This window comes from Devosia riboflavina (genome assembly GCF_000743575.1).
GTDB classification, from domain to species: Bacteria; Pseudomonadota; Alphaproteobacteria; order Rhizobiales; family Devosiaceae; genus Devosia; species Devosia riboflavina.
In genome coordinates this window covers 1-14,068 of sequence record NZ_JQGC01000010.1, presented here as the reverse complement: position 1 = coordinate 14,068, position 14,068 = coordinate 1, and the positions used below count along the sequence as shown (strand labels likewise).

The 14,068-nt window shown below is 62.0% G+C and carries 10 protein-coding genes and 1 tRNA gene; 5 read left to right on the top strand and 6 right to left on the bottom strand.

Annotated features, from left to right (window positions below; translation table 11 throughout):
• Nucleotides 1-66: 66 nt before the first annotated feature.
• The gene (locus JP75_RS11840) at nucleotides 67-594 is read right to left on the bottom strand and encodes a hypothetical protein (protein ID WP_152565821.1); all 528 of its coding nucleotides are present in this window, start codon (nucleotides 592-594) and stop codon (nucleotides 67-69) included.
• Nucleotides 595-654: 60 nt separating this feature from the next.
• Entirely contained in the window at nucleotides 655-810 is a 156-nt protein-coding gene (locus JP75_RS26560; protein WP_160194680.1) for a hypothetical protein, read from the bottom strand.
• Nucleotides 811-976: 166 nt separating this feature from the next.
• On the opposite strand from JP75_RS26560, the gene JP75_RS11835 reads away from it, so the two are divergent.
• Nucleotides 977-2,701 (top strand): ABC transporter ATP-binding protein, encoded by a 1,725-nt coding sequence (locus JP75_RS11835; RefSeq protein ID WP_035083413.1) that lies wholly within the window; start codon nucleotides 977-979, stop codon nucleotides 2,699-2,701.
• A gap of 13 nt (nucleotides 2,702-2,714) precedes the next feature.
• Here the strand turns inward: JP75_RS11835 and JP75_RS11830 are convergent.
• Nucleotides 2,715-2,789: transfer RNA gene (locus JP75_RS11830), tRNA-Lys, on the bottom strand.
• Between the two features lie 130 nt (nucleotides 2,790-2,919).
• Entirely contained in the window at nucleotides 2,920-3,675 is a 756-nt protein-coding gene (locus tag JP75_RS11825; RefSeq protein WP_035083125.1) for a coiled-coil domain-containing protein, read from the bottom strand.
• A 140-nt stretch (nucleotides 3,676-3,815) separates the two neighbouring features.
• Here JP75_RS11825 and glmU point away from each other — a divergent pair, with 140 nt between their 5' ends.
• Entirely contained in the window at nucleotides 3,816-5,177 is a 1,362-nt protein-coding gene (glmU, locus tag JP75_RS11820; protein ID WP_035083123.1) for a bifunctional UDP-N-acetylglucosamine diphosphorylase/glucosamine-1-phosphate N-acetyltransferase GlmU, read from the top strand.
• Between the two features lies 1 nt (nucleotide 5,178).
• The gene (glmS, locus tag JP75_RS11815) at nucleotides 5,179-7,005 is read left to right on the top strand and encodes a glutamine--fructose-6-phosphate transaminase (isomerizing) (RefSeq protein ID WP_035083121.1); all 1,827 of its coding nucleotides are present in this window, start codon (nucleotides 5,179-5,181) and stop codon (nucleotides 7,003-7,005) included.
• Between the two features lie 135 nt (nucleotides 7,006-7,140).
• On the opposite strand, the gene recG is transcribed toward glmS, so the two are convergent.
• Nucleotides 7,141-9,249 carry an ATP-dependent DNA helicase RecG gene (gene recG, locus JP75_RS11810; RefSeq protein ID WP_035083119.1) on the bottom strand — a complete coding sequence of 703 codons (2,109 nt, stop codon included), beginning with the start codon at nucleotides 9,247-9,249 and terminating at the stop codon, nucleotides 7,141-7,143.
• 61 nt (nucleotides 9,250-9,310) lie between these two features.
• The gene (locus JP75_RS11805; RefSeq protein ID WP_035083118.1) at nucleotides 9,311-9,823 is read right to left on the bottom strand and encodes a ClbS/DfsB family four-helix bundle protein; all 513 of its coding nucleotides are present in this window, start codon (nucleotides 9,821-9,823) and stop codon (nucleotides 9,311-9,313) included.
• Nucleotides 9,824-9,985: 162 nt separating this feature from the next.
• Here JP75_RS11805 and JP75_RS11800 point away from each other — a divergent pair, with 162 nt between their 5' ends.
• Both JP75_RS11800 and mfd read left to right on the top strand, forming a co-directional pair.
• Nucleotides 9,986-10,264 carry an FAD assembly factor SdhE gene (locus tag JP75_RS11800; protein WP_035083410.1) on the top strand — a complete coding sequence of 93 codons (279 nt, stop codon included), beginning with the start codon at nucleotides 9,986-9,988 and terminating at the stop codon, nucleotides 10,262-10,264.
• Nucleotides 10,261-13,746, top strand: coding sequence for a transcription-repair coupling factor (gene mfd / locus JP75_RS11795; RefSeq protein ID WP_035083117.1), 3,486 nt, complete (start codon nucleotides 10,261-10,263; stop codon nucleotides 13,744-13,746). Before JP75_RS11800 ends, mfd begins: the two co-directional genes overlap by 4 nt.
• Nucleotides 13,747-14,068 lie beyond the last annotated feature (322 nt).

The following is a 14,068-nucleotide window of genomic DNA, read 5'->3' as shown; positions in this document are numbered from 1 at the left end:
TGGTCCATGCGGAGGCGAGATGGATTGCCGGGACAAGCCCGGCAATGACGACGGGAGCGGGTTTCTCTAAAGCCACACCAGCAGCATCGGGCCGATCAACACAGCGCCGACCGCAATGACGAAGCGCAGGTTGCCGAGCTGGCGCAAGGCGGGGACGCTCAGCGCCGTCGAGAGCAGGAAATACCCGACCAGCGCGATCAGCGCCGGGGCGATGCCTGATGCCGTCAGCGGTGTGTTTTCATTGAGCTGCAGATAGATCATGTGCCCGCCGGCAAAGCCGATGAGCGAGGTGATGACGACCGTGACGGCCTTGGCGGTGATCAGCAGCGCCATGTCGATGGTATTGCTGGTGAGGGCGAGCGCGATGCCCGTGGCGGTGACATGCACGGCGGCGAGGGTCGCAAAGACCTGATTCTGGGCGAGCAGCGGGATCAGCTCCGGCGGCGCGAAGAGCGGCACGGCGCCGACCATGGGCAGGTTTGCCCCATATTGCGCCATTAGTAAGATGACGTAGAGCATGGCAAGGGTTGAGGCCGCGAAGACGAGCAAGACCGCTGCGAGGACTTTCAGCAGGTCCATGGTATCCTGAGACACGTCGCCTCCTCACGATGCTGGGGTTTTAGTATGAGTTCGCCGGCCCGATTCTGACAGCCGTCACAGGCGGCGACGACCGGGCTGGGTCAGAATTCTGCTGGGTGGACGGCGCCGGCGGACCGCCACGGGCATGCGAAATTCTTCCGACAGCTCTGCAGCATCGGCTCGATTGTCGAGCTCGGCATAGGGGTCGATGTCGGTGGAAGAGCTTGGCATGAGGTCATGTCGGAAACAGCGTTGCCGGGGTCATGCCTAAGTCGTATGGCAACGTCAAGACGGCGGCCTTGGGCACGTTGCCACAGACGAAAAATATGACTAAATTAGTCTAGTTATCTCTACCGGCCGACCATCGCGGCCAGTATCCTTCTTGATGGGCCAAACCATGCTTAAGCGCTTTTACGCCTACTACCGCCCCTATACGGGGCTGTTCATTCTCGATTTCGGGTGCGCCGTTCTGGCCGGGCTGCTCGAACTGGCCTTCCCGCTGGCGGTCGCCTATGTGATCGACACGCTGCTGCCGGAGTCGAATTATTCGCTCATTCTGGCGGCCTGTGCGGGTCTGCTCGCCATTTATGTGGTCAGCGCCGGCCTCAAGGCGATCGTCAACTATTTCGGCCATGTGCTCGGCGTGTCGATGGAAACCGACATGCGCCGGCAGGCCTTTGACCATATGCAGAAGCTCAGCTTCCGCTTTTTCGACAATCACAAGACCGGGCACCTGATCACCCATGTGACCAAAGATCTCGAGGACGTGGGCGAAATCGCGCACCATGGTCCGGAAGACCTGTTCATCGCGGTCATGACCTTTATCGGCGCGTTTCTGTTGATGTTCTTCACCAATTGGAAGCTGGCGTTAATCGCCATCGCGTTGGTGCCGGTGATGAGTTGGCTGGTGACGCGGTATGGCTCGCGCATGACGCGGAACTGGCAGGAGCTGTTCAGCCGGGTCGGCGATTTCAACGTGCGCGTCGAAGACGCTATCGGCGGCATTCGCGTGGTGAAGGCCTTTGCCAATGAGGGGCACGAATCCGGGCTGTTTCAGGACAATAACCTCGCCTATCGCAAGACCAAGTTGCAGGCCTATGCGATCATGACCGCGAGCCTGCTCATCACCTTCCTTTCCACCCGCATCGTGCAACTGGTCATCATGATGGCCGGCGCCTGGCTGGTGGTGATCGGCGAGCTGACCTATGGCGGTTTCGTCAGCTTCCTGCTGTTGGTGGATGTGTTCCTGCGGCCGATCGACAAGATCACGGGGGTGCTCGAAAGCTATCCCAAGGGCATTGCCGGCTTCCGCCGGTTTGCCAATCTGATCGACACCGAGCCTGATATCGCCGACAGCCCCAATGCGGTCGAAGTGGAGCGCCTAAACGGGCATATCCGCTTCGAGGACGTTTCCTTCTCCTATGACGAAGGGCGCACGGTGCTGCGCAACGTCAATCTCGATATCGCCGCGGGGGAAACCGTCGCCATCGTCGGCCCTTCAGGGGCGGGCAAGACGACGCTCTGTTCGCTGCTGCCGCGATTCTATGAGACCACCGAGGGCCGGATCAGCATTGACGGCATCGGTATTGCCGACATGACCCAGGCCTCGCTGCGCAAGCAGATCGGCGTGGTGCAGCAGGACGTGTTCCTGTTTGGCGGCACGCTGCGCTCGAACATTGCCTATGGCGATCTCGACGCGAGCGATGAGGCGATTATGGAAGCGGCGCGCCGGGCGCGGCTTGAGGAGATGATCGCAGGCTTGCCGGCCGGACTCGACACCGTTGTCGGCGAGCGCGGCGTAAAACTGTCGGGTGGGCAGAAGCAGCGCGTGGCCATTGCGCGTATTTTCCTGAAGAACCCGCCGATCCTGATCCTCGATGAGGCGACCTCGGCGCTGGATACGGCGACGGAGGCGGCGATCCAGCAGGCGCTCAATGACCTGTCGTCGGGCCGCACCACGCTGATCATCGCGCATCGCCTGGCAACGGTTCGCCATGCGCATCGCATCATCGTTCTCACGGAGAACGGCATTGCCGAGCAGGGGGCGCATGATGCGCTGCTCAACAGCAATGGCGTCTATGCGAAGCTGCACTCGGCGCAGCAACTCGGTCTTGTCGGGTGATCTGGGGAAAGAGTGGTACGCCGGGAGGGGTTCGAACCCTCGACCATTCGATTAAAAGTCGAATGCTCTACCACTGAGCTACCGGCGCATCTCCCGCATGCCTTAGGAGACATGCGGTGCAAACGCCCTGCGGCGTTGGCGCGGAAAATAGTCAGGATGGTCCCGGAGTCAACCAATATTGCACCGGGGCCGTCCAAGGCTGGGGAAGGCGCTGCTCTCTAGTTGATCGGCGCGCCGGCAAAGCTCGTGGGCGAGCAGGCGATTTCCATCTGTTCCAGGCGCTGGCAGAGGTCGCGCGCCTCAGACATTTGAGCGATGGGGCCGAGGATCAGGCGCTGCTGATTGGCGCCGGTGCCGTCGGTCACCAGCGGCGACATGTCGATGACCAGCGAGCCCAGGCGAACTTCTAGATCGTGCCACTGCGTGGCGGCCTGACCACTGGCGAAGCTTGCGCCGACGGCGACGGCATAGCCGACCTGGGCGCCCGAAGACGCGCTCGGCACGGCGATGGGCGCGGGCAGGGGCTGTTGCAGCGGCGACTGGTGCACGACGACGGTGCCGCCTTCGGCTGCTACCTGCTGCCCGGCATTATTGGTGATCGAGGCCGTGGTAACGGAACGATCGATCGGGGCCGTTGCAGGACGCATTTCTGCGAGCGCGGGGATGGAGACTTCCAGCGCGCCGACGCGGCGGACCACTTCATTGCCGGACTGTTCTTGCAGCGAGAAGCGGGTGGTCAGTACCTCGTTCTGGCGGCGCAATTGTGCGGTTTCTGTTCGCAACTCGGCAACCTGCTGGCGCAATTGCGAGAGCGAGGCGGCGTCGTTTCGCGGCGAATGCAGAGCATTGAGGGCCGAAGAGGGGATGAGACCGCCGATATTGGCGCCCAGAATGGCCAGCCCTGTACAGACAAGCGCGGCTATTCCCCAGACGGTGACGTCCGACTGCCGAAACTGTTCTGAATTCTGCACCAATTGTCCATCCTCGATTGCCCAACGAATCAAGGGCACTTCGCCCTATTAGAATGTGGCATTGGTTATCTATTCACCAATGACATCAGCCATAAAATTGTGGCATTGGGCGAAGAAGAAGCTGGCAAGCTGGAGTGGCCGCGATGACAGAACTGCTTTCCATCATTCTTGCGGCCGGCGAGGGCACGCGCATGAAGTCATCTGTGCCCAAGGTTTTGCACTCTGTCGGCGGCCTGCCGGTCGTCAGCCATGTGTTGCGGACGGCCAAGGCGGCAGGATCGACCATTGCCGTCGTCGTGGGGCCGAACCACGAGGCCGTGGAACAGGCGGTGACGCGGTTCGAAGCGAATGCACATATTTCCAAGCAGATGGAGCGCAAGGGCACGGCGCATGCCGTGCAGCAGGCGCGGGCGGCTTTTGAGGCGGCGGCGGGGCATATTCTGGTGCTCTATGCAGATACGCCGCTGGTGACGCGCGAGACGATTGCCGAGATCACCGAGCGGCTCGATGGCGGTGCCGATATCGTGGTGGTCGGTTTTCGGCCGGACAATCCGACCGGCTATGGCCGGCTGTTGACGGAGGGGAACCGGGTGCTGGCCATTCGCGAGCACAAGGATGCGACCGAGGAAGAGCGCAGGATTGGCCTCTGCAATTCCGGCATCCTCGGGTTCCGAGGGGACACGCTGCGTTCGGTGATCGACCGGATCGACAACAAGAATGCCAAGGGTGAATATTATCTGACCGACGCCATCGAACTGGCGGCCGGGGACAAGAAACGCGTCGATTTCATCGAGGCGGATGCGGATGAGCTGGTTGGCGTCGACAACCGCGTAAAACTGGCCGAGGCCGAGGCGACGTTCCAGGAATTCAAGCGGATTGAGGCCATGGAAAATGGCGTCACCTTGCGCGATCCCAAGACCACCTGGTTTTCGTGGGACACGGAGATCGGTCGCGATGTGACGATTTTTCCCAATGTCGTCTTTGGGCCGGGCGTGAAAATCGCTGACAATGTCGAGATCCGGGCGTTTTGCGACATCGAGGACGCGGTGATCGGCGAGGGGGCTACCATCGGGCCATTCGCACGCATTCGGGGCGGCGCGGAGCTGGGGCCGGATGTGCATCTGGGCAATTTCGTCGAAGTGAAGAAGTCCAAGATCGGGGCCGGGACCAAGGCGGGGCACCTGAGCTATCTGGGCGATGCGGAGATTGGCTCAAAGACCAATATCGGCGCGGGCACCATCACCTGTAACTATGATGGCGTTAACAAGGACAAGACCATTATCGGCGACAATGCCTTTATCGGGTCCAATGCCTCGCTGGTGGCGCCGGTGACGATCGGCAATGGTGCCTATACCGCTTCGGGCAGTGTCATTACGCAGGACGTGCCCGATGACGCTCTGGCCTTTGGCCGGGCGCGGCAGGAAACCAAGCCGGGCTATGCGCCCAAACTGCGCGAACTGGCGCTCGCGAAAAAGGCCGCCAAGCTGGCGGCCAAGGGGAAATAAGATGTGCGGCATTGTTGGCATTGTCGGTAACGAACCGGTTGCGGGTCGCCTCGTGGATGCGCTGAAGCGCCTGGAATATCGCGGCTATGACAGCGCCGGCGTGGCAACGCTGGAAAGCGGCGCCATTGCGCGGCGGCGGGCTGAGGGCAAGCTGGGCAATCTGGCGACCAAACTCGGCATGGAGCCGCTCGACGGGCATATCGGCATCGGGCACACGCGCTGGGCGACGCATGGCGCGCCGACCGAGCAGAATGCGCATCCGCATGCGACTGAACGCGTTGCCGTGGTCCATAACGGCATCATCGAGAATTTTCGCGAGCTGCTTACCGACCTGGCGCAGGACGGGTATTTGCCGCAGACGCAGACGGATACCGAATCCGTGGCGCTGTGGGTGAGCCGGGAACTGGCCAATGGCGCCGATCCCGAACTGGCTGTGGCGCGGACGCTGAAGAAGCTCAAGGGCGCGTTTGCGCTGGCCTTTTTGTTCAAGGGGCAGGGCAATCTGCTGATCGCCGCACGCCACGGGGCGCCGCTGGCCGTGGGCTATGGCGCGACGGAAATGTATCTCGGCTCCGACGCGATGGCGCTGGCGCCGTTCACCTCGCGGCTGACCTATCTCGAGGATGGAGACTGGGCGGTCATCACGCCCGCTGGCGTGACCATTCGCGATGGCAAGGATGCCATTGTGCAGCGCGAGCAGATGCTGTCGCAGGCTTCGGCGCTGCTGGTCGACAAGGGCAACCATCGCCATTTCATGGCCAAGGAAATCTACGAGCAGCCGGAAACCATTTCGCACACGCTCAGCCACTATGTGGATATGGGCGCAGAGAAGGTGGCGATCCGCGAAAACCTGCCCTTTGATTTTGCTGACCTTTCGCGCCTGACCATGAGTGCCTGCGGCACGGCTTACTATGCGGGTGCGGTCGCAAAATACTGGTTCGAGCGCTATGCGCGGCTGCCGGTCGATATCGATGTGGCGAGCGAATTCCGCTATCGCGAACCGCCGCTCGACAAGAACGGGCTCTCGCTGTTCATTTCGCAGTCGGGCGAGACGGCCGATACGCTGGCCGCCTTGCGCTATTGCGCCGGGCAGGGGCAGCATGTCGCGAGCCTCGTGAACACGGTGGAATCGACCATTGCGCGCGAGTCGGGCGTGGTGTTTCCGATCCTGTGTGGGCCGGAAATTGGCGTGGCCTCGACCAAGGCGCTGACGGCGCAGTTGACGGCACTGGCGAGCTTGTCGCTGGCGGCGGGCCGGGCGCGTGGTGTCGTGAGCGCCGAGCAGGAAGCGGAACTGGTGCGGGCGCTGGTGGCGCTGCCATCGGCCGTGTCCGAAGCGCTGGGGGCGGAAAGCCAGATCATCGATATTTCCAAGCGCCTGTCGAAGGCCAAGGACGTGCTTTATCTCGGGCGCGGGCCGATGTTCCCGATCGCCATGGAAGGCGCGCTAAAGCTCAAGGAAATCAGCTATATCCATGCCGAGGGCTATGCTGCCGGCGAGCTGAAGCATGGGCCGATTGCGCTGGTCGATGAAGCCATGCCGGTGATCGTCGTGGCGCCGTCGGACGAGCTCGTTGATAAGACACTGAGCAATATGCAGGAAGTCGCGGCGCGGGGCGGGAAGATCATTCTCATCACCGATCCCGAGGGCGCGAAGACCGTGGGGCATGGCGTGGCGGACATTATCGAGATTCCACATGTGCATCCGTTTGTCGCGCCGATCCTGGCGACGATTCCGGTGCAGTTGCTGGCCTATCATACGGCCGTGTTCATGGGCACGGACGTGGACCAGCCAAGGAATTTGGCGAAGTCGGTGACGGTGGAGTAAGGCGTCGGTGCACCCGCCCTCGTGGTTCGAGGGTCGCTGCGCTCCCGCCACACCATGAGAGCTTCGGGTGCGATGTGCCAGTAGTCCTCATGGTGAGGTGCGCCACTTGGCGCCTCGAACCAAGAGGGCGTGGCACTACCCCGCCCTGATCAGCGGGATCGCCAGGTCTTTCCTGAATAAATACAATAGCGTACGCGCCGCTTCACCTTCGTCGCCTGTCAGGCCGGGATTGCGCTGCATCAGGGCCTTGGCGTCGTCGTGGGCGAATTCGAGCAGGTGCCGGTGCACGTCAGGAACCGCGAGGCGGTAGCCGGGCATGCCGGATTGTCTTGTGCCGAGAATGTCGCCCTGACCGCGGAGTTCGAGGTCGCGTTCGGCGATTTCAAAACCGTCTTCGGTGGATTTGATCGTTTCGAGGCGCGCCTTCGCGGTTTCGCTGAGCGGGTCCTTGTAAAGCAGCAGGCAGGCCGAGCGCTGGGAGCCGCGCCCAACGCGGCCACGGAGCTGGTGGAGCTGGGCGAGGCCGAAGCGTTCGGCGTGCTCGATGATCATGATGGTGGCGTTGGGCACGTCGACGCCGACTTCGATGACCGTTGTCGCCACCAGCAGCTTGATTTCATTGGCCTTGAAGCGGGCCATGACGTCCTGCTTGGCGGCGGCGGACATGCGGCCATGAACGAGGGCGACTTCGAGGCCGAAGATTTTTTGAAGTTCGGCGAAGCGGTCTTCGGCGGATACGACTTCCAGCGTTTCGCTTTCTTCGACCAGCGGACAGACCCAATAAGCCTGGGCGCCGTCGTGGAGCTTTGCCTGTAGGCGGGCGATGACGCGGTCATAATCGTTGATGGAAAGGACGGCGGTATCAATGGGTTGGCGGCCTCGGGGCTTTTCCTTGAGGACGCTGACGGCCATGTCGCCGAAGTGGGTGAGAACCAGCGTGCGCGGGATCGGCGTGGCGGTCATGACCAAGAGGTCGGTGTGGCGGCCTTTTTCCGAAAGGGCCAGGCGCTGGTGAACGCCGAAACGATGTTGTTCGTCGACGACGGTCAGGCCCAAATTGTTGAATTCGATGCCGGATTGGAAAAGCGCATGAGTGCCGACGGCGATGGTGGTGGTGCCATCGGCGAGGCCCGAAAGGATGGCGCGTCGTTCGGCGGCGGGCATTTTGCCGGTGAGAAGCGCGCAGCCGAGACCGGCGGCGTCGCAGATCGGCTTGATGGTCTTGTAGTGCTGCGAGGCTAAGAGTTCCGTCGGCGCCATCAGCGCGGATTGAGCACCGCTTTCGGCCATCGCGGCCATGGCCATGAGGGCGACGACGGTTTTGCCGGAGCCGACGTCGCCCTGCAAAAGGCGAGACATGCGCTCAGGGGCGGCGAGGTCGGCGCGGATTTCTTCGAGCGCCTGGTTTTGTCCGTCGGTAAGCTTGAACGGCAGCACGGCCGCGACCTTCGAGGTCACGCTACCATTGAAGGTGCGGGCAATGCCGCGTTCGGAAATCATCGACGAGCGGAGCAATTGCAGGGTGATCTGGCCGGCAAGATATTCGTCATAAGCGAGGCGCTGGCGGGCAGGGGCCCAGAGTTCGGCTTCGCCCGGGTTCTCCGGCAGATGAACGCTGTGCATGGCCTCGGTAAAGGTCGGCCACTTGCGCTCGGCGATTGTCGCCGGGTCGATCCATTCGGGGAGAACGGGGATGGAGTCGACGGCCTGGCGCACGAGCTTTGCCAGCGCCTTTGAACTGAGACCATTGGTCAGCGGATAGACCGGCTCGACGAGAGGTAGTGTGGCGAATTTTTCCGGTTCTACAATGTAGTCCGGATGCGTGATCTGCTTCTCGCCGTTGAAAAAGCCGACCTGGCCGGAGACGTAGCGTTCTTCGCCTACTGGCAATGCCCTTTCCACCCAGCCGCCCTGCGCCCGGAAAAAGACAAGCTGCATGTCTCCAGATTCATCGTGTGTGTAAACGCGATGGGGAATGTGTTCGCGACCACGCGGCGGCGGCTGATGGCGGTCGACGTGGAGTTTTAGCGTGACGATCTGGTTGAGATAGGCTTCGGCAATGCCGACCTGGCGGCGGCGGTCGACCGTGCCGGAGGGCATATGCATCAGAATGTCGAGGACGATGGCTTCCTGCCCCTCCGGCGCGCCGAAAAAGCGCGTGAGCAAGGCGGCAAGCTTGTCGCCCACGCCCTTGATGGCGTGCAGCGAGCGGAACAGGGGCTGGAGGGTTTCGGGACGCGACACTGACTGATTCTCCTGCGCGCGAGAGTGGCACAAAAGAACAGGACAGGAACAGGGCGCCCGGTCAGTTGATCCCCTGCGCCTTTCGCCATTTCGACAGGCGCCCCCGCGCATTGGCGTAGGGCGAGGCGGTGTTGAACTGGATCATCCGCCCGAGCGTCCACTTTTCGTACCACGCCCGGCCATAAAGGCTTGCGTCGTCTTCGGCTTCGATTGCAGCCACGATCTCACCCTTGGCCTTGTCGAGGGCGGCCAGCAGGTCGGGAAAGCTGAGAGCCCCATGGTCGGCATAGAATTTCTGTGCCAGGCGACCGAGTTCGTTCCACTTGTAGCCAGTCTCGGGAAAATCGATGGGCTCATGAGCCCGGTCCCGGGCTAGCCACTTCAGCACCAGCAGATTCCAGCCGAGCAGATAGGCCACGAGATCTTCCACGCTCATCATGGTGCCCTTGGCGTGCCCTTCGAGCGTCTTCTCGCCGGTCCGTTCGGGCGGAATCGCGGCCAGGTCTCGCGCGAGAGCCGTGTAAGTCTTGTCGATTGCAGCCAGAAGCTCGGATTTGTCTTGCGGAACGGCCATGGATCACCTCTTGAACATCAAAGTTGTAGTGCAGAAGCCGCACCCTCGAACTGATCGAAATCAACTTGCGCCACCAATGTTTGCAAAGGGCTGACAATCCCTTTCAAGGCGCGTAAGAGAGTGTCCAAATCGAGAACAAACTTCTGAATCATGGATGTCGAAATGACGGCCGGTGAGGACATTGCTATTCGCCGCAAGCGGTTGCGCTATCGCGCCTGGCACCGGGGGACCAAGGAAATGGACCTCGTGCTCGGGCCGTTTTGCGATGCCAATATCGAGGGATATGGCACGGCTGAACTCGACCGGCTGGAAGCCCTGATGAACGAAGAAGATCCGCCACTCCTCAAATGGGTGATGCGGCAGGAGGAGCCGCCGGCGCATGTCGACCGGGCCTTTCTCGATCTGGTCGTGGCCGACCATCAGGCTCGGATCGAAAAATGAATGAAATGACTGGGCTGCCGGCTATCCGGACGATTTCGAATGTGCCCGATGGCATGCAGCCCATGGCGCTGGCTCGGCTGATCGAGGAGCGGATCAAGGCCGCGCCGGATGATGCGGCGAGCCTGGTTTTCGTGGCGCGCGACGGGCGACGCATGCAGCGCATGGCCGAGGTGTTGGGCGCGATGCTGCCGGGGCACACGATCCTGACGCTGCCGGCCTGGGACTGTCTGCCCTATGATCGCGTCTCGCCCAATAACGTAACCATTGCGGCACGCATGAACACGCTGGCGGCGCTGACCAGCGGGGCCAAGGGCGCCGTGGTGCTGACGGCGGTCAATGCGCTGATCCAGAAATTGCCGCCGCGCGATGTGGTTGAGACCATGTCGTTTTCAGCCGCGATTGGGCGTGTCGTGGACAGCGAGAAGCTGATCGCCTGGGCGTCGAACAATGGCTATCTGCGCGTGCCGACCGTGCGCGAGAGCGGCGAATATGCTGTGCGCGGCGGCTTGGTCGATCTCTATCCGGCAAGTGCGGACGCGCCGCTGCGCTTCGACTTCTTCGGCAGCCAGCTTGAATCGATCCGCACCTTCGATCCCGATAGCCAGCGCACGACGGGCACGCTGAAGCGCGTGGACCTGACGCCGATGAGCGAGGCCATTCTCAACGAAGAGACCATTCGCCGCTTCCGGCAGAGTTATACGGCTGCCTTCGGCGGCAACACGGTCGATGACACGCTCTATGCCTCGGTGAGCGGCGGTTCGCGCTATTCGGGCACCGAACATTGGCTGCCTTTTTTCTACGATCATATGGACCGGCTGGCCGACTATGTCGGCGATGCGCCGTTCGTGTTCGACGATCAGGCAGCGGAGGCCTTTGCCGAGCGCGCCGAGCAGATCGCCGACTATTACGAAGCGCGCGAAACGGCGCGGCTGCAGCCGCCCGTGGCCGGGGCAGGGGCGCCCTACAAGCCTATCAAGCCGGAGCTGCTCTACGATATCGACGTGCAGCCGCAGGCGCTGGCCGGCGCTTCGGTGATCCAGCTTTCGCAGTTCCTCTCGCCTCAGGCCAAGAAGGGCGACGATTGGGGCGGGCATATTGCGCCAAGCTTTGCAGCCGAGCGGCTGGCTTCGGACGTCAATCTGTTCCAGGCGGTCGTCGATCGGCTCCTGGCCGAGCGCCGGGAAGGGCGGCGGGCAATAATCGCTTGCTGGAGTACCGGCACGCGCGACCGAATGGCTCAGGTGCTGAAGGACCACGGCCTGACCAATCCGCGCATGGCCGAGAACTGGCGGGATGCCGAAACGACAAGTGCGGCGACCACCTCGCTGGTCGTGCTGCCGCTCGAAACCGGCTTTGAGACAAAAGACCTGCTGGTTCTCTCCGAGCAGGATATTCTGGGCGAGCGCATCCTGCGGCCGCAGCGCAAGAAAAAGGCTTCCGATGCGCTGACCGAGGCGGCTTCGCTCTCGGCCGGCGATCTGGTGGTGCATGTCGATCACGGTATCGGGCGCTTTGTGGGCCTCAAAGTGATCGAGGCTGGCGGCGCTCCGCATGAATGCGTCGAGCTGCAATATGCCGGTGACACCAAGCTTTATCTGCCGGTCGAAAATATTGAGCTTCTTACGCGCTACGGGTCGGATGACTCGTCGGTGGCGCTCGACAAGCTCGGCGGTGTCGCCTGGCAGGCCAAAAAAGGAAAACTCAAGAAGCGCATCCGCGAAATGGCGGAGCAGCTTATCAAGCTCGCGGCGCAGCGCATGCTCACCAAGGCCGACGTCATCGACATCAATGCCGGGGCCTATGACGAGTTCGCGGCGCGCTTCCCCTATGAGGAAACCGAAGACCAGCTCAATGCCATCGAAGCGGTGTTTGACGATATCACTTCCGGCAAGGTCATGGACCGGCTGGTTTGCGGCGATGTGGGCTTTGGCAAGACCGAAGTCGCCCTGCGCGCGGCCTTTGGCGTGGCGTTGAGCGGCAAGCAGGTTGCCGTGGTGGTGCCGACGACGCTCTTGGCGCGGCAGCATTTCAAGACTTTCTCCGAGCGCTTCCAGGGACTGCCGGTGCGGGTGCGGCATGCCTCGCGCATGGTCAGCGCTGGCGAACTCAAGGCGACCAAGGATGGGCTGGCCGATGGCCAGGTCGATATTGTGGTCGGCACGCATGCGCTGTTGTCGAAGACCATCAAGTTCAAGGACTTAGGCCTGCTCATCATCGACGAAGAGCAACACTTTGGTGTGAGCCACAAGGAGCGCCTGAAGGAACTCAAGGCCAATGTGCACGTGCTGACCCTGACGGCGACGCCGATTCCGCGCACGCTGCAGCTGGCGCTGACCGGGGTGCGCGACCTCTCGCTGCTGGCGACGCCGCCGGTCGATCGTCTCGCGATCCGTACGTTCATTTCGCCCTTCGATCCGCTCTCGATCCGTGAGGCGCTGCTGCGCGAAAAGTATCGCGGCGGGCAGAGCTTTTATGTCGTGCCGAAAATCAAGGATCAGCCGGATATCGCCGAATTCCTGCGCCAGCAGGTGCCGGAGGTTTCCTACGTTGTGGCCAATGGCCAGATGCCGCCGGGCGAGCTCGACGACATCATGAACGCCTTCTACGACGGCAAGTTCGACGTGCTGCTGGCGACCACCATTGTCGAATCCGGCCTTGATATCCCGAATGCCAATACATTGATCGTGCATCGGGCCGACCAGTTCGGCCTGGCGCAGCTTTATCAGATCCGTGGCCGCGTCGGCCGCGGCAAGCAGCGCGCCTATGCGCTGTTCACGGTGCCGGCTGACAAAAAATTGACCGATACGGCAGAGAGGCGCCTTGGCGTGCTGCAATCGCTCGAAAGTCTTGGTGCCGGCTTCCAGCTCGCGAGCCACGATCTCGACATTCGCGGGGCAGGGAACCTGCTTGGCGACGAGCAATCGGGCCATATCCGCGAGGTCGGCTACGAGCTTTATCAGGCCATGCTCGAAGAAGCCGTGGCCGCGCTCAAGAGCGGCGAGGAAGAATACGAGGATCGCAACGAGTGGAGCCCGAGTATTTCGCTGGGCATGCCGGTGATGATCCCCGAGCACTATGTGCCCGACCTGACGCTGCGCATGCAGCTTTACCGCAAGCTCGGCGACCTGACTGATATTCGCGACATCGACGCGGCGGGCGCGGAGCTGATCGATCGATTCGGACCTTTGCCCGAGGAAGTCGAGGCGCTGCTGAAGGTGATCCTCGTCAAGTCCTTGTGCCGGCAGGCCAATGTCGAAAAGGTCGATGCCGGCCCGAAGGGCGCAGTGCTGACCTTGCGGAACAATGAATTCCCCAATCCGGTGGGTCTGGTGAAGCTTGTGAGTGACCCGGCCAACCAGGTTCGCATCAAGCCCGATCAGAAACTCGTGTTCGCCCGCAACTGGCCGACCCCTGAAACAAGGCTCAAAGGCACGGCCGCGATCCTATCAAAACTAGCAAAATTGGCGGAAAATGCAGCCTAGGCGACTCCATGTTGCGCTCAGGCCTCATAATATTTTGGCAAGGGGCTCCGGTCATGTTATTGCCCGAATTGCGCCCTTGAAGGGCAGGTAAGTTTCTAGGTGGCGGAGTGCCGCCGAGACCGCCAAGGAAGGCAAGGACACTCTATGAAATTCAGGAAACCCCTCGTTGCTGGTTTGACTGCGGCTGCCCTGCTGCTGTCGCCGCTCTCGGCTTTCGCTCAAGATGCCGCTGCGCCCGCCCCGGAGGCTCCCGCCGCTGAAGCGCCCGCTGCCGACGCCGCTGCGACCCCGGCCGCCGCGAACAACCCCGCGCAGAACTGGC

What these genes read in the sequence shown, in the direction of transcription:
- JP75_RS26560 (WP_160194680.1), bottom strand. Translation starts at nt 810, where the DNA reads ATGCCAAGCTCTTCCACCGACATCGACCCCTATGCCGAGCTCGACAAT.
- JP75_RS11835 (WP_035083413.1), top strand. Translation starts at nt 977, where the DNA reads ATGCTTAAGCGCTTTTACGCCTACTACCGCCCCTATACGGGGCTGTTC.
- JP75_RS11805 (WP_035083118.1), bottom strand. Translation starts at nt 9,823, where the DNA reads ATGGCCGTTCCGCAAGACAAATCCGAGCTTCTGGCTGCAATCGACAAG.
- glmU (WP_035083123.1), top strand. Translation starts at nt 3,816, where the DNA reads ATGACAGAACTGCTTTCCATCATTCTTGCGGCCGGCGAGGGCACGCGC.
- glmS (WP_035083121.1), top strand. Translation starts at nt 5,179, where the DNA reads ATGTGCGGCATTGTTGGCATTGTCGGTAACGAACCGGTTGCGGGTCGC.
- JP75_RS11800 (WP_035083410.1), top strand. Translation starts at nt 9,986, where the DNA reads ATGACGGCCGGTGAGGACATTGCTATTCGCCGCAAGCGGTTGCGCTAT.
- mfd (WP_035083117.1), top strand. Translation starts at nt 10,261, where the DNA reads ATGAATGAAATGACTGGGCTGCCGGCTATCCGGACGATTTCGAATGTG.